General features: G+C 71.4%; 13 protein-coding genes and 2 tRNA genes. 7 read left to right on the plus strand and 8 right to left on the minus strand.

Going from position 1 to position 14,164, the window contains the following annotated elements:
* Positions 1-9 precede the first annotated feature (9 nt).
* The 3 genes from OQ02_RS18805 to OQ02_RS18810 all read right to left on the minus strand — a co-directional run bounded on the left by OQ02_RS18805 (position 10) and on the right by OQ02_RS18810 (position 1,513).
* Positions 10-1,041 (minus strand): pectate lyase family protein, encoded by a 1,032-nt coding sequence (locus OQ02_RS18805; RefSeq protein WP_033439793.1) that lies wholly within the window; start codon positions 1,039-1,041, stop codon positions 10-12.
* A 231-nt stretch (positions 1,042-1,272) separates the two neighbouring features.
* Positions 1,273-1,346: transfer RNA gene (locus OQ02_RS43870), tRNA-Cys, on the minus strand.
* Positions 1,347-1,439: 93 nt separating this feature from the next.
* Positions 1,440-1,513, minus strand: a tRNA-Arg gene (locus OQ02_RS18810).
* Positions 1,514-1,828: 315 nt separating this feature from the next.
* Here OQ02_RS18810 and OQ02_RS18815 point away from each other — a divergent pair.
* Positions 1,829-5,104, plus strand: a complete 3,276-nt coding sequence (locus OQ02_RS18815; protein ID WP_051772506.1) for a hypothetical protein — start codon at positions 1,829-1,831, stop codon at positions 5,102-5,104.
* Between the two features lie 61 nt (positions 5,105-5,165).
* Here OQ02_RS18815 and OQ02_RS18820 read toward each other — a convergent pair whose 3' ends face one another.
* The 3 genes from OQ02_RS18820 to OQ02_RS18830 form a co-directional block, all read right to left on the minus strand.
* Positions 5,166-6,161 (minus strand): hypothetical protein, encoded by a 996-nt coding sequence (locus OQ02_RS18820; protein WP_156077134.1) that lies wholly within the window; start codon positions 6,159-6,161, stop codon positions 5,166-5,168.
* Between the two features lie 126 nt (positions 6,162-6,287).
* Positions 6,288-6,524 (minus strand): DUF6343 family protein, encoded by a 237-nt coding sequence (locus OQ02_RS18825; protein WP_156077135.1) that lies wholly within the window; start codon positions 6,522-6,524, stop codon positions 6,288-6,290.
* Positions 6,521-6,862 carry a hypothetical protein gene (locus tag OQ02_RS18830; RefSeq protein ID WP_051772550.1) on the minus strand — a complete coding sequence of 114 codons (342 nt, stop codon included), beginning with the start codon at positions 6,860-6,862 and terminating at the stop codon, positions 6,521-6,523. Before OQ02_RS18830 ends, OQ02_RS18825 begins: the two co-directional genes overlap by 4 nt.
* Positions 6,863-6,925: 63 nt before the next feature.
* Here OQ02_RS18830 and OQ02_RS18835 point away from each other — a divergent pair, with 63 nt between their 5' ends.
* The 5 genes from OQ02_RS18835 (at position 6,926) to OQ02_RS18855 (ending at position 10,297) form a co-directional block, all read left to right on the plus strand.
* The gene (locus OQ02_RS18835; RefSeq protein WP_033439795.1) at positions 6,926-8,035 is read left to right on the plus strand and encodes a M20 family metallopeptidase; all 1,110 of its coding nucleotides are present in this window, start codon (positions 6,926-6,928) and stop codon (positions 8,033-8,035) included.
* Positions 8,036-8,057: 22 nt separating this feature from the next.
* Positions 8,058-8,432, plus strand: a complete 375-nt coding sequence (locus OQ02_RS18840; RefSeq protein WP_033439796.1) for a metalloregulator ArsR/SmtB family transcription factor — start codon at positions 8,058-8,060, stop codon at positions 8,430-8,432.
* Positions 8,429-8,935 (plus strand): SRPBCC family protein, encoded by a 507-nt coding sequence (locus OQ02_RS18845; protein ID WP_033439797.1) that lies wholly within the window; start codon positions 8,429-8,431, stop codon positions 8,933-8,935. Before OQ02_RS18840 ends, OQ02_RS18845 begins: the two co-directional genes overlap by 4 nt.
* A gap of 160 nt (positions 8,936-9,095) precedes the next feature.
* Positions 9,096-9,476: an STAS domain-containing protein gene (locus tag OQ02_RS44850; RefSeq protein ID WP_051772508.1), complete on the plus strand. Its 381-nt coding sequence runs from the start codon at positions 9,096-9,098 to the stop codon at positions 9,474-9,476.
* 167 nt (positions 9,477-9,643) lie between these two features.
* Positions 9,644-10,297: an HAD-IA family hydrolase gene (locus tag OQ02_RS18855; protein ID WP_051772509.1), complete on the plus strand. Its 654-nt coding sequence runs from the start codon at positions 9,644-9,646 to the stop codon at positions 10,295-10,297.
* Between the two features lie 171 nt (positions 10,298-10,468).
* Here OQ02_RS18855 and OQ02_RS18860 read toward each other — a convergent pair whose 3' ends face one another.
* On the minus strand, positions 10,469-11,176 hold the full coding sequence (locus tag OQ02_RS18860; protein ID WP_033439798.1) for a hypothetical protein: 708 nt from the start codon (positions 11,174-11,176) through the stop codon (positions 10,469-10,471).
* A 234-nt stretch (positions 11,177-11,410) separates the two neighbouring features.
* Between OQ02_RS18860 and OQ02_RS18865 the strand changes: the two genes are divergently transcribed.
* Positions 11,411-12,625 carry a MalY/PatB family protein gene (locus OQ02_RS18865; protein ID WP_033439799.1) on the plus strand — a complete coding sequence of 405 codons (1,215 nt, stop codon included), beginning with the start codon at positions 11,411-11,413 and terminating at the stop codon, positions 12,623-12,625.
* 45 nt (positions 12,626-12,670) lie between these two features.
* Here the strand turns inward: OQ02_RS18865 and OQ02_RS18870 are convergent, their stop codons facing one another.
* Entirely contained in the window at positions 12,671-13,885 is a 1,215-nt protein-coding gene (locus OQ02_RS18870) for an MFS transporter (RefSeq protein WP_051772510.1), read from the minus strand.
* Positions 13,886-14,164: the final 279 nt, after the last annotated feature.

Here is a 14,164-nt window from a genome sequence, read left to right on the forward strand (position 1 = left end):
GTTCCTCCTCTAGACGCGACCGGTGCCCGCACCGGCGGGCACGATCGCGGGGACGTCGGCGGCCCGGTCGAGGGCGTAGGCGTAGTACGTGCGGGGCTCGACGACGGAGCCGCGCACCTCGACCTCGTGGTTGCACTCCACGAGGATGTTGTCGCGGGAGACCATCCGGCCGAGGTCGCCGCTGAAGTCGACCCGGCCGGGGTTGTTCACGCTGAAGAAGTAGTTGCCCTCCAGCACCACGCCCGCGTTCATGGCCGAGGCGACGCCGTAGCTGTTGTCGCGGTAGTAGTTGTTGTAGACGTGCACCGACTCGCCGAACCGGACGCGCGGGTTGCGCTGGTCGGAGCCGTCGAAGTAGTTGTGGTGGTAGGTCACGCGCAACCGGCCGATGTCCTGCGCGCCGTTGTCGTCGTCGTGGCCGAGGAGCAGCGTCTTGTCGTGGTCGTGGAACCTGTTCCAGGAGACGGTGACGAAATCCGAGCCGCGTTTGATGTCGACCGCGCCGTCGTCGCCGTTGGAGAAGTCGTTGTGGTCGATCCAGATGTGGTGGCTGAACATCTGGACGTTGATCAGGTCGTCGGTGGCGCCGGTCAGCGCGAGGTTGCGGATGATGATGTTGTGCACGGCGTTCGCCGGGGGAGTGGTGACGCGGTCGTCGACCGGCAGGCCGATGGTGAGGCCGCCGCCGGTGAGGCGGGCGTCGGTGCCGAGGCCGATGACGGTCTTGTCCGAGGCGACCCGGTGCATGCCGTCCGTGGTGCCGGTCGGCAGGGTGATCGTGCCCTTGACCTGCACGACCAGTGGTTCGGGGCGGGCGATGTAGTCCAGGAACTGCGCGGTGGTGGTGGCGGTGACGACGGCGCCGCCCGCTCCGCCGGTGGTGCCTTGCTGACCGAGGGCGGTGACCGAGGCGAACCCGTCCGCGGTGGTCGCTGCCAGCGCGGGCGTGGCGGCGGGGAGCACGACCAGGGTCGTGGCGAGCACGGCGGCGGCGGTGACGACTTTCGGCAGGGCGCGCCTGTTCCCGACAGGTGTGGGCATGGGGAATTCCTCTCCCGTATGAGGGTGAGTGCAGGGGTTATCGGGAAAGCGCCTTCCCTTTCGCACCGTAGCGCAAGTTTCGGGCGTGTCAACGGCCGATGGCAGGCTGGGCCCGAGGTTCACATATGTGGCCGCGCTATTCGCCGAACCGGTTCACATATGTGGCGCACAAGGGCGGCGGAAGGTCCATTCCGGGCGACCGGGAATTCGGTGCGCGGCATTCTTGCGAGGTGGAGACCCACCCGGGAGTCGAACCCGGAATCGACGGCTTTGCAGGCCGCCTCACGACCGTCGTGACGTGGGTCGGGCGCCCCCTGCGGGGCGTTGCTGGTCTGGAACCACCGACCGCCACCCGCCCGGTCGTTTCCGGTGAGCAGCGGTGGTGCCGGTTCCAGCGGCGCCCCCACCAGGAGTCGAACCTGGGGCCTCGCCGTTCGTAGCGGCGTGCTCTGTCCTGCTGAGCTATGGGGGCGTGGTCGTGCGGGCGATTCTCGCGCGGGTGCCGATAATTGCCGGCGGCCCGCGCTCGACTCGTTTACGGGGTGCGCTGAAAAAGAAAGCCGCCCTGGTCGGTTTCCCGACGGGCGGCTCCCTTGACCGGACCTTTCAACAGGTCACGGCGGGGGAGCCCGGACTGCCGGGACAGCGTCGACAGGTGTTCGTCATGGTCCCTCCCCGGCTCGGTGTGCGACCATGGTGCACATCGGCGGAGGTCGCGGTCAAACCATTTAGGACAACTTCTTCGAATCCGGTGGCGGGCGTCCCGGGGGTTGGACAGAATCCCGGCGTGACCACCGCCCGACACCTGTTGAAGGCCATCGACCTGCTCCCGTACGGAGCCCGTCAACGCCTGCTCGCCCAGAGGGCGCGCGAGCTGACCGGCACCCCGGAGCTGGACGCGTTGCTGCGCGACCTCCACGGCCGGGGCGAGTTCGAACGGCGGGTGGCGTTGCACCTGGCGTACGTGGCGCGCCACCGCGAGTACATCGAGCAGTGCCTGTCCGCGGAGCAGACTTCGGTGGTCCGCCAGGCGATCGGCGCGGCGATCCGGTTGGACCTGCCCGCCGAGGTGTTCCTCGCCCGGCTGCCGCACCTGCCGACCGCGTTGCGCCAGGTCCTCTACGGCACGGTTCGCCGCCGTCAGCGCGGTGCGCTGGCCGAGCGGCTGCTGCCGGTGGTGCGCGAGACGTTCGGCGCCCACGAGGCCGCGAGCCTGCTGCCGGTGTGTTCGTCGGCCGTCGTCGCCGCGGCGCTGCCCGACCTGGAGCACGCGATCACCAACTGGGGTGCGCTGGGTCGCAGCCACCCGGCGGTCCTGCTCGACTTCGTGACCGCGGAGCTGGCGGCGGTCGCCCCGGTGTGGTGGCCGGACGTGTGGCGGCGGTTCGGTGGCGCCGTGGCGGGCGCCGCGGTCAGCGAACCGGACCGGGTGCTGGACCTGCTCGAACGACTCGTGCCGCACGTGCCGCTGCCGTGGCAGATCCACCGGGTGATCGGCAGCCTGGCCCGGCACGCCCCCGAGCGGGTCGCGCGGATGCTGGCAGACCCGCGCCGCACCGGGCAACTGCCCGCGCGGCAGTCCCTGTGGCGGGCGCTGGCCGTGACCGGTGACGAGCAGCTGATCGCCCTCGCCCGTGTGCCCGACGGCCCGTCCCCGGCCCGGCTCCTGCACGCCATCGCGCCGTCACGACGGGCGGCGGTGTTCACCGGCGCGTTCGGCGACCGACCGGACGCGCCGCTCGACGCCGTGGACGAACTGCCGTCCGCCGCACGGCCCGCCGTCGCCCGCCGGCTGCTGGCCCTGCGCCAGGTCGCGGACGACCCGTCGCGCCGACTGGCCGTCACCGCACGGCTGGCCTGGGCGGACGCCCGTGACACCCTGCTCGCCGCGACCCGCCGCGCGACCGCCGACGAACGCGCCGAGGCGTACCCGCTGTACCTGGCCGCTGCCGCCGCCACCCGCGACCCGGAGGTCGTCGGCGGTGTGATCGCGGGCCTGACCAGGCTCGCCAACGAGCAGGACCCGGTGCGGTCCGTCGCGATCACCGCGCTCGGCGCGATCCCGGGGTGGCTGTTCCGCCCAGACGAGGCCGACGCGCTCGTCAAGCTGATGGTGGACGCGGCCCAGGCCCGCGACTGCTCGTGGCAGACCCAGCACGCGGTGCGCGGCCTGGCCGACGCGTTGATCCACGAGGGCGCCATGTCCCGGCGTCCCGAGCTGGTCGAGGCCGGGCTGACCGGGTTGGAGCACCTCGGCAGGCACATGGCGTGGATCAACCTGAACGGGTTGGACCGGCTGCCGCGCGGTGCCGAGCACCAGGTGTTCGAGGCGCTGCGACCGCGGATCACCACGGACGCCCGGCGTGGCCGGTTCGAGGTGCTGCTCGCCCTCGCCAGTGGCCTCCGCCGGCGGGCGTGGCACATGGCTCCGTTGCAGGAGCTGCTCGGCCAGGCGCGGTCGGCCAAGGACGACGGCGTGGTGCGGCGCGCGGTGGAGCTGTGGCTGGCGCCGTCGGCACAGCGGGACGAGCGGGTGGAACGCGTGTTCGCCGACGACCGGTCCACCATCACGTTGCACGCGGTGCAGCAGGCGATCTCGTTGCGCCGCACGGACTTGCTGGACCGGGTGATCGGCCGGTCGCTGCACGGCCGGTTCCTCAAGCGCGGCGTGCGGTACGTGCCGCCGTTCTCGGGCTGCTTCGACCGGTGGCTGCCGCGCCAGGTCACGGCGTTCGCCGACGAGCTGACGGCGATCTGCACGTCCCGCAGCAGCCACGTGTTCGAACGGGCGTCCGCCGCGCGTTCGCTCGGGCGGGTGCCGGGCACGGCCGACGTGCTGCGCAGGGTCCTCGAGGACCGTGAAGTGCAGGTGGTGGAGGCGGCGCTGGCCGCGTTGGCGTGGACCGACGAACCCGGTGACGTGCTGCCGGACCTCCTCGCCCACGTCGGCACCGACCGTGCGCGGGTCGCCGTGTACGCGTTGAGCCGCTGCGCCCGGTTCACCACGCCCGAACGGCTCGGCGCGCTGCTCGCACCCGTGCTGCAAGGGCAGAAGGTGACAGCCCGCAAGGAGGCCGCGCGGCTGATCGCGCAGCACCGCACGCCGGGTGCGGTCGTGGCGTTGACGGGGGCGTGGGAGAACGCCCACCGGGACGTGCGGCGCGCGTTGGTGTCCGCGACCCGCTGGTTCCTGGACGACGAAGCCGCGTGGGACCTGCTGGGCCGTGCCGTCGCGGACGAGCCGGCGGTCGCGGGGGCGGTGCTCGAACTGGGGCCGGACGTGGTGGCGCGCCGGCACCGGGCCCGGTACGCGGAGCTGGTCGGGATGATCGCGGGCTCGGCCGACCCGGACACGGCGCGGCTGGGGCTGACCGCGTCGCAGCACTGGATCCGCTGGTCGAGCGGTGGCGCGGACGCGCTGGTCGAGCGCGTGGTCGACCTCGTCGGCACGGCCACGTGGCGGCCCGCGCTGACGGCGTTGGTGCGACTGTCCGCCACCACGGCCGACGTGACGCCGCTGCGTGACGCGGTCGCCGCGCTGGTCGCCGCGGACGGCGAGTTCGACGCGGTGGAGGACCGGGACCTGCCCGCGCGGCAACGGATCGCCGCGCTCGTCGGCGAGCTGTCCGGCACCCGGAGCTCGGAGCACTCGCGTGCGGCGGCGCGGGCGTTGATCCCCGACTTCGTCGCGGCCGGTTACCGGTCGTGGGCGGTGACCCTCGCCGTGGTCGCCGTCCCGTGGGAGGAGGAAGGCGCGGACCTCGACGGGTTGGGTGAGGTGGCCCGCCTGGCGGTGCGGCCGGCGTTGGCGTGGCAGGCCACCGAGGAGCTGATCGCCGTGCTCCCGGACGTCATGCGGCGTTCGTCCCCGTCGCGGTTGCTCGACGTGGCGAACGCGCTGGTCGGTTCAGGTGCGGCGGCGTTGGCGCTGGGGATCGCGATCCCGGCCGGTGATCACGCTGGGTGGCCCGAGGCGTGGCGTGAGCTGCTGCGCGGGCTTCGTCGGCACGACGACCCGGACATGCGTGAGGCCGCGTGCGCGGTGTTCACCAGTCGGGAGTGAACACCGCTTCGCCGGGGTCGACCACCGGGACGCGTGCACGCGGCCGTCACGGCACCGCGGGTCAGAACACCACCAGCGAGCGCGCCATCTCCTGGAACGCCGGGAGCTGGTCGGGGTGGGCGGCGGGGTCGAAGTCGCCGGCGATGACGAAGTAGCCGTCGTCGGTGAACAGGATCGCGGCGTACGCGGTCTCACCGGCGCGGCTGCCGCGGCCGGTCAGCTCGAAGCCGGGCAGACCGTCGATCTCCACCGCGGTGGTCGACTCCACCGACGGCTTGGCCGGCAGGCCCTCGAACCGCGTGACGGCGAACGAGCGGCGGCGGTCTTCGGCGACCTCGGCCTGTCCCAGGGACGGCGCGGCGAGCAGCTTGGGCGCACCCGTGCCGGACGCTCCGCCGAGGGTGAACAGGATCGCCCCGCCCACGGCGTCCTTGGTCTCGTACCCGGCGGCCGGAGTGAGGTCGAAGCCCCGGTCGCCGCCGGCGGTCTCGGCGCTCCACCGGGCGCTGGTCAGCACCCCCAGCATGTCGTCGGCGGAGAGCGACCCGTTCTCCTCCGCCGTGCCGCTGATCATCACGACGACGTCGTCCGAGGCCAGCACGGCGATCGCCTTGACGTAGGTCTGGCCGGACTGGCGCTGGACACCGGCCGTCACGACGGCCGGGCGGCCGGCGATCGTCAGCCGCCGGACCTCGCCCAGTTCCAGTCCCACCGCGGCGGCCTTCGGGCCGGTGAAGCCGTCGATCATCTGGTTCATCGCGTCCTGGGGCGTCTCGTCGCCCACCGGCATGTTCGTCACGACGATCGTGTTGCGGGTGCCCGGCTCGCCGAGACCGGAGAGCTTCTCGTCGACCACCATGCCGTCCGGCACGCGCAGGAGGATGTTGGTGCGGGGGATGGCGGTGAACTCGCCGAGCGCCGCCGGGTCCGCCGAGATCGTGGTGGCGGACGTGGACGACGGCGTGGACTTCTCGGGAGGCGTCAACGCCCCGGCACAGCCGCCCAAGAGCAACAGACCGCCCAAGGCGACGACGGGCAGCGTTGTTCGCGACGACATTGCGGATCCCCCACGGTGACGGCCAGGTGCGGCGCGCGGAACGCTACCTTTCGCGGTCGGTCCGGGAACAATCCGAAACGGTCGGTCAGCACATGATCGCCGGGTGCGACGGGGGACCTGCCGGTGTCAACCCGGGTCGCCGCGGCGCTTGCGGTGCACGACCCAGGCGAAGTCGACGATCAGCACGACCACGATCACCACGAGCAGCACTGCGAGCCACGTCAAGCCCGCCCGCACGCACAGCCACGCCGCCACCGCGTTGAAGACGACGCCGAACCCGGCCAGCCACAGCCTCAGGGTCAACGCGCTGCGCGGCGGTGCCGGTGGTGGCAGGTCGTCGTCCGGTTGGCGGGGCAGGGTCACGTGCGCCACTCCTCCTGCCAGCCGTGGTGCGTGTCGTAGGCGGCGGCGACCATTTCCAGGACCGACCGGTCGTCCGTGCGCTCGACCTCCTCGCGCAGCCACCGCGCCTTCTCCTCGAACGGCACGGCCACCCGCTCGTCCTGCGCGTGCGCCGAGCCGGGCACGAGCAGCAGCTCGCGGCCGTCGTCGGACCGCAGTATCCGCAGCCGGCCGCGGCGCTCGGCCTCGTCCAGGAGCGGCGCGTGCCCCTGTTCCAGCCGTTCCTCGTCCTCGGCCAGCCGGTCAAGGGCGAACCGGCGCAGGTCCTCGTTCGACGGGCGGTTCGGCTCCACGTCCATGGTCACGGGGTATCCAGTTCCCGCCCGGCCACACGTGCGGTCCGGTGCGGGCACGATGGCGGGATGGACCAAGGGCACCTGGTCGAGCGGCTGCTCGCCATCCGCTCGACCGCCGACCGGCCCGACGAGCTGCGCCGGGCGTTGGACCTCGTGCTGGACGCCGTCGGACCGGGCTTCACCGTGGAACGGTTCGAGGCGGGCGGCAAGCCGAGCGCACTCGTCTACCGGGGTGGTCGTCGACCGCACTTCCGGGTGATCTTCAACGCCCACCTGGACGTGGTGCCGGGCACCGACGACCAGTTCCGGCCGCGTCGTCGCGGCGACCGGCTGATCGGTCGCGGCACGCAAGACATGAAGCTGTCCGCGCTGGTGCTGGCCTTCGTGTTCCGCGACACGGCTGCGCGGCTGCCGTACCCGATCGGGCTCCAGCTCGTCACCGACGAGGAGGTCGGTGGGCGCCACGGCACCCTGCACCAGTTGGAGCAGGGCGTGACCGGGTCGTTCGTGGTGATCGGGGAGCACAGCGGGCTGCGGGTCGTGACCGAGTCGAAAGGCCTGATCGCCGCACGGCTGCACGCGGTCGGACGTGCCGCGCACGGCGCGTACCCGTGGCTGGGCGACAACGCGCTGCTCAAGCTGATGCGGGCGGTGGACGGCGTGCTCGCGGCGTACCCGCCGGTGACGGGGGAGGCGTGGCGGACCACGGTCAACGTCGCCCGCGTCTCGTCCGGGAACCAGGCGCTCAACCAGGTGCCCGCCGACGCGACCGCGTGGCTGGACATCCGCTTCCCGCCGCAGGACACCGACTTCACCGGCCGCACGCGCGACGAGATCGCCGCCCACCTCACCGCCCTCTGCCCGCCCGGTGTCACGGCGTCGGTCGACCACGCCGAACCGCCGCACCGGGCCGATCCGGACGGCGACGACGTGCTCGCACTGCAACGCGCCGCGCGTGCCCAGGGCTACTCGGGTGAGCTGCTGCGCAAGCACGGGGCGGCCGACTCGCGGTTCTACTTCGAGCGGGGGATCGACGCGGTGATCTTCGGCGTCGGCGGGGACGGGCAGCACGGGGAGGACGAGTACGCGGACCTGACCACCGTCGAGCCGTACCGGCGCGCGCTGACCGCGTTCCTGGAGGGGATCGCCGAACGCGAGGGCATTGCCAACCTGTAACCCAGTGGTTACGCTTCCCGGTGTGGACGAGGTGGCGGCTGCGATCGCCGACCCGGTGCGGCGGGAGATCCTGGAGATGCTGCGTGACGGAGCGCGGCTGTCGGCCGGGACCATCGCCGAGCGGTTCGCGATCAGCCGGCCCGCGGTGAGCAGGCACCTGCGCGTGCTGCGGGAGAGCGGGCTGGTGCGCGACGAGACGGTGGGCCGGCAGCGGTTCTACGCGCTCGACGCCTCCCGCCTGACGCCGTTGGCGCAGTGGCTCGCCTTGTTCGAGCAGTCCGACCGGCCGGAGGACCGGCCTTCGGGCTGGGAGCACCACCTCGACGCCCTCGAAACCGAGGTCTACCGCACCCGGCGGGAACGCCGACCCCCTGAACCGAAGGAGAACACGGCATGACCCCCATCCCCACCGGTCGGCTGTTCCGCACCGACACCGGCAGCGACCTGGTGCTCACCAGGACGTTCCGCGCGCTCGCCGACGATGTCTGGGCGAGCCTGACCGAGCCGGAGCGCACCGCCCGGTGGTTCGGCCCCTGGGAGGGCGACGGTCGGCCTGGCCGGACGGTGAAGGTGCAGATGGTGTTCGAGGAGGGGGAACCGTGGGCCGAAGTGAGCATCGAGGCGTGCGACCCGCCCCGGCGGCTGGCGCTGTCCATGGCCGACGAGGCCGGCTCGTGGCGGATGGAGCTGCTGCTGTCCGAAGTGGACGGAGTCACCGAGCTGCGTTTGGTGCACCACCTGGACACCGAGGAAGGCATCGGCGAGGTCGGTCCCGGGTGGGAGTACTACCTGGACATGCTGCTCGCGTCCCGTGCCGGGAAACCCCTGCCGTCCTTCGACGACTACTACCCGTCACAGAAGGCCCACTTCGACTCTTTGGCCACCGCCGTCGAGTTATGAGCGGGGCGGCTGCAAGGTCGTGAACTGCGGATTCCCGAGGAGGCGGGTACCGTTCGAGTCGCAGCGGGTTGAGCCGGCAGCCACTGCTTCTTCGACCTCGAGGAGGCTGCGGGCAGTGATTGCAGAGCGATTCGAACACCCCTTCAGGGTAGAGCGGCAAGTGCACGGCTACGCCGTCGTCGTACGGGTGGCCGGCGAGGTGGACGCGTTGACCGTCTGCGAACTGCACTGGGAGATCGCAGTCGGGTTGGCGCTGGCCACCCCTCCGGCCCCGGTGGTGGTCGACCTGACCGAGGTCGAGTTCTTCGCCGCCGCGGGCCTGAACGAACTGCACCACGGCCACGTGGCGGCCAAGGCGGCGGGCGTGGCGCTGCGCGTGGTCGCGTGCCACCGCCACGTTCTGCGGCCTTTCGAGATCAGCGGCCTGGACCGCGAACTGCGGCCGTGCCGCACGCTGGCGGAAGCGTTGGCCATCCGCACACCGCGAGCGCTCAAGCCAGTCAGCCTGCAGGCCGTGACACACGCCAGCGGAGTCCACTGACCTCTCAGGTGACGCGCCCACGGCGCGGTCGGGTTGGCTGGCGCCCGCAGCTTGGTGCACTGCATGGCTGCCCCGTGTGCCAACCGCTCGCCGAACCCGGAAGGTCGACCCTGAACGCCTCACCTCGTGCGGAACCGGCGGCACCTCGCCGCGGGAGCCCAGGTCCCATGAACCTCCATGACGTCCAGCAGGAGGAGCCGGCCGAGCACGTCCCCTCCAATCGTCCGGCGATCCTGATCGACATCGGCGGTGTCCTGGTCCCTGATCACCTCACCGCTGCAGCCGTCGAGTGGGGCACCCGACTCGGAATTCCTCCGCAGGGCTTCCTCAACGCCCTGTTCGGCGAAAATGACGACCACGTGCTCATCGGTCGGACCAGCGAAGAGTCCTGGTGGAACATCGTTCGAGACCGGCTCGGCCTCGGCCCGGACCTGATCCACGATATCCGGGATGATCTCGCGTCCAGGGAGACTTGGGACAGTGCCCTCCTGGAGCGCCTGCGTCGCCTCCGCGGCTTGGCGAAGATCGCCGTCGTCAGCAACGCCTGGCCACATATGCGTGGCAGGATGGCGACCGCCGGGCTTCTGGACATGGTGGACGCCGTCGTCTTGTCCTGCGAAATCGGGTTCGCGAAGCCCGACCCCCGCATCTACGCGGCAGCTCTCCGAAGTGTCGACGCCCGTCCCGCTGATGCCCTCTTCATCGACGACACCCCCGGACACGTCGCCGCCGCAAGGTCACTCGGCATGTCTGGCCACGTGCACACAAGCACCACGGACACCCTGGCCCGGATCCAGGAGTTCCTGAAACCGGGCCACTGAGACCGAACGGTGCCGAAACCTCAACTGCCCGCCAGCCAGAGCGTGATCCACAACTCTTGACAATTGCTCGCCAAGGCGCGGCGACTCGGCCGGCCCACCGGCCACTGACCGGAGTGAAAGCGCACTTACAGCCTGTGTCTCATCACGGAAAGAGAGTGTGAGGACAGGTGCCTAGCCCAGTGTGCTGACGTAGGCCAATGCGCCCAGCGCGAGGCCGCCGGCGAAGGTGATCAGGACCGATCGGCCGCTTGGTCTCGGACCGCTCAACGCCGACCGCACTCCGTCCGGCACGAACGCCACGCATAAGCCGACGACGGCGATCACCGACGCGACCTCGGTGCCCTTCAGGACCCCCAACGGAAGTAGGCACATCGCGGCTAAGCCCAGGGCGCGCACCGGCCCGAATTCGCCGGTTCGGTAAGCGGCGAACGCCAGCACCAGCCAGCCGGACAGGATCGTGAACGACAGGAAGCTGAACAGGTGCACGTTCTGGTACGACTCGCTGACCAGCTCGGTGGCTGACTCCACGCCCCGGTGTTGCACCAGACCGTGCGCGGCCTGGTCGATTCCGCTGTGGAACACGCGCTCGAAGAGGCCGACGAGCACCAGGCCGGCACCCCAGGCCGCGAGGAGCGGCCGGGTTCTCGCGATTCGGTGCGTCAACCCCACTACGGCGGGGGCCAGCAGCACGGTCCCGGCGATGAACGCGGTGTGCGCGGTGGTCATCAGGGTGGGATGGGTGGCGACGGCGGCCAACTGCTGGGGGAAGAAGTAGTGGAAGGGCCACCGCAGCAGGACCGCGACCAGGAGCAGCACCGGGCCGAAGACCATCGCGGTCGCGGTGAGCCGGCGGCCGGGGAAGGTGCAGTGGGGTGTCATGGGGATGACTTTGGTGGGTGGGGGTCGGTTTGGGATCGGCCTACGGTCCGGAATGGAGCGTCAGACCAGGGTCTGATGCCGGCGGCGACCGGGTGACCACGCGGCGAGACGATCAGGTACCTCCTGCGCCGGGACGTGGGCGGACCGCAGTCTTCTCGGATGCAAGATGAATCCAACGTGGCTCCTACGGGAGATCGCATGGGAAGGTCGAGGCGACGGAGGGGGAACACGACCATGGCGCACCCGAACCCAAGTGTCTCCAACCCGCTCGAACGGTTGACGGTCGAGCAGCTGCGTCAACGCACGAGCATGAAGTGGCGCGCGCATCCCCCGGACGTGCTGCCGCTGTGGGTGGCCGAGATGGACGTACCGCTCGCCGAACCGGTCGCCGACGCGCTGAACCTGGCGGTCGCACGCGGTGACACCGGCTACCCGGCGGTGGATCGCGCCTACGCAGAGTCGGTAGCCGGGTTCGCGAGGCGTCGTTGGAGCTGGGACGGTCTGGACGTCGAGCGCACGGCGATCGCACCGGACGTGATGCTCGGCATCGTCGAAGTCCTCAAGCTGATCACCCGGCCCGGCGATGCGGTGGTCGTCAACGCCCCGGTCTACCCGCCGTTCTACGCGTTCGTCACGCACGCCGACCGCCACGTCGTCGAGGCGCGGCTCGGTGCGACGGGGCGGATCGACCTGGAAGCCCTCGGCACGGCGTTCGCGTCGGCCCGCAAGGTGGGTGAGCGCGTGGCCTACCTGGTGAGCAACCCGCACAACCCGACCGGCGCGGTGCACACTCCGGGCGAGTTGGCGGGCGTCGCCGCGCTCGCGCGAGAGCACGGCGTCCGGGTCGTCTCGGACGAGATCCACGCTCCGCTGATCCTCGCCGGAGCGGGCTTCACCCCGTACCTCAGCGTCGACGGCGCGGAGGACGCCTTCGCGGTGACGTCGGCTTCGAAGGCGTGGAACCTCGCCGGGCTGAAGGCGGCGCTCGTGATCGCCGGCTCGGCGGCAGCGGACGACCTCGCACGGATGCCCGAGGAGGTCAGCCACGGCCCCAGCCACCTCGGCGTGCTCGCGCACACCGCCGCGTTCAACGAGGGCGAGGCGTGGCTCGACGCGCTCCTGGCCGGTCTCTCCGCGAACCGCGACCTGCTCGGGCAGCTCGTGGCCGAGCACCTGCCCCTCGTCCGCTGCACGCCGCCGGAAGGCACGTACCTGGCCTGGCTCGACTGCCGCTTGCTCGGGCTGGACGAACCCGGTGGCGAGGACGGCCCCGGCATCGTCACCGAGCTCGCCGGTCCGGCGCGTGCGTTCCTCGACCAGGCGCGCGTGGCGCTCAGCTCCGGGCACGTCTTCGGCTCCGGCGGAGCCGGTCACGTCCGGTTGAACTTCGCCACGTCGCAGGCCGTCCTCACGGAGGCCATCACCAGGATGGGCAAGGTGCGGGGGTGATCCTTCGAGAGGTCATGGCGGACCCGCACAGCGCTGCGCGCCCGCCTACGCAGTTCCCGGGGCGCCCGCTGTCTTGTAGCGGGACAGCGCGGCGACCCCCGCGATCGGTCCGGCGGCGAGCACGACGAGCGCGAACTGCCAGGTGACCAGGGAGGCGAGGACCGGGACGATCTGGATGCTGACGGTCGTCAGCAGGAAGCCCGAGGCGGTTTGGGCGGTCAGCGCGGTCCCTGCGTGCGGCCCGTCGACGACTTCACTGAGCATCGTGGAGAACACGCCGGAGTCGGCGATCACCGACGCACCCCACACCATCGCGAAGACGAATAGAACGGCGGGGCCGGCCACGAAGGCCAACGGCGAGAGCAGGCAGCACGTCCCGCTGACGGCGAGCGCGGCGGTGGCGGTCCGGGATCGTCCGAGCCGGTCGGCGGCCCACCCGCCGATGAGGCATCCGGCGACCCCCGCGACACCGATCGCCAGGAACGTCGCGATGCTCGTCGTCCGGCCGCCGAGGTTGCTCTCGCGCACCGCGATGGCGCCGAACAGCGGCAGCCAGGTCCAGAGGGCGTACAGCTCCCACATGTGCCCGAGGTAGCCGAAGTTGATGAGCCTCGGCCGTCGTTCGCGGAACATCTTCACGACGTACGCGGGGTCGGGGATGAACGCGGCCTTGGTGAGGTACGGGCCGCTTCGCACGAGGGTCGCGGACAGCAGCGCCGCGATGACGGTCGTCGACGCCGCGGCGGTCATGAGGAGGCGCCAGTTCCAGTCGATCGTGCCGATGATGTGCGGCAGGGCCGATCCGAGCGTGAGTGCGCCGATCAGCACGCCCAGCGAACGTCCGCGGCTCTCGCGAGGGGCCCACGACGCCATGAGCTTCATGCCGACCGGGTACACGCCTGCGAGGAAGACGCCTGTTGCGAAGCGCAGCGGCACCGCGAGGGCGAGGCCGTCGGCGAGCCAGGCGAACGCGAGGGTGAACCCCGCCGCACCGGTGGCGCTGAGGGCGAGCAGGGCGTGAGCCGGCATCCGGTCGGCGAGGTTCAGGGCGGCGGAGGCGACCGCACCGACGACGAACCCGAGCTGCGTCGAGACGGTCAGCCACACGGCCGCGGTGAGGCTGATCCGCCATTCCGCTTGCAGTGACGGCACGACCGCCGAGGCCGAGAACCAGGTCGCCAGGCCCAGCACCTGGACGGCCGCGATCAGGCTGAGCTGGAGACGGGGCGTCCCGAGCGCCGAGGGCGAGGACTCGTTCACCCGATCTCCTTCCGGCCGGCGTCACGGGCGCGGGTGCTCGCGCCGGTCGCACGCTGTATCCAACATGAATGCCGGGCTTGGGTTCATCGGGGTTCATCGGGTTCCGCGGGAGACGCTGGCCCGTCGTACCGTGCGGGCCTCGTCGAATCCACGACCGCCGGCGGTTCCTGCTGCTCAGCCACGGCGACGCGGACTCCTCGCGTCGGCACCTCGGTGAGACCTGCGGCCTGCGCGGGCGTCACCGCGTGTAGGCCGCCCGAACACGGGTAGTCGGCGTGG

Origin of the sequence: Saccharothrix sp. NRRL B-16314, from assembly GCF_000716595.1 — a bacterium.
GTDB lineage: Bacteria > Actinomycetota > Actinomycetes > Mycobacteriales > Pseudonocardiaceae > Actinosynnema.

Excerpts from the sequence above, each read along its gene's own strand:
- OQ02_RS18820 (WP_156077134.1), bottom strand. The coding sequence starts at position 6,161 with ATGTCGTCGCGAACAACGCTGCCCGTCGTCGCCTTGGGCGGTCTGTTG.
- OQ02_RS18855 (WP_051772509.1), top strand. The coding sequence starts at position 9,644 with ATGAACCTCCATGACGTCCAGCAGGAGGAGCCGGCCGAGCACGTCCCC.
- OQ02_RS18860 (WP_033439798.1), bottom strand. The coding sequence starts at position 11,176 with ATGACACCCCACTGCACCTTCCCCGGCCGCCGGCTCACCGCGACCGCG.
- OQ02_RS18835 (WP_033439795.1), top strand. The coding sequence starts at position 6,926 with ATGGACCAAGGGCACCTGGTCGAGCGGCTGCTCGCCATCCGCTCGACC.
- OQ02_RS18865 (WP_033439799.1), top strand. The coding sequence starts at position 11,411 with ATGGCGCACCCGAACCCAAGTGTCTCCAACCCGCTCGAACGGTTGACG.
- OQ02_RS18830 (WP_051772550.1), bottom strand. The coding sequence starts at position 6,862 with ATGGACGTGGAGCCGAACCGCCCGTCGAACGAGGACCTGCGCCGGTTC.
- OQ02_RS18845 (WP_033439797.1), top strand. The coding sequence starts at position 8,429 with ATGACCCCCATCCCCACCGGTCGGCTGTTCCGCACCGACACCGGCAGC.
- OQ02_RS18805 (WP_033439793.1), bottom strand. The coding sequence starts at position 1,041 with ATGCCCACACCTGTCGGGAACAGGCGCGCCCTGCCGAAAGTCGTCACC.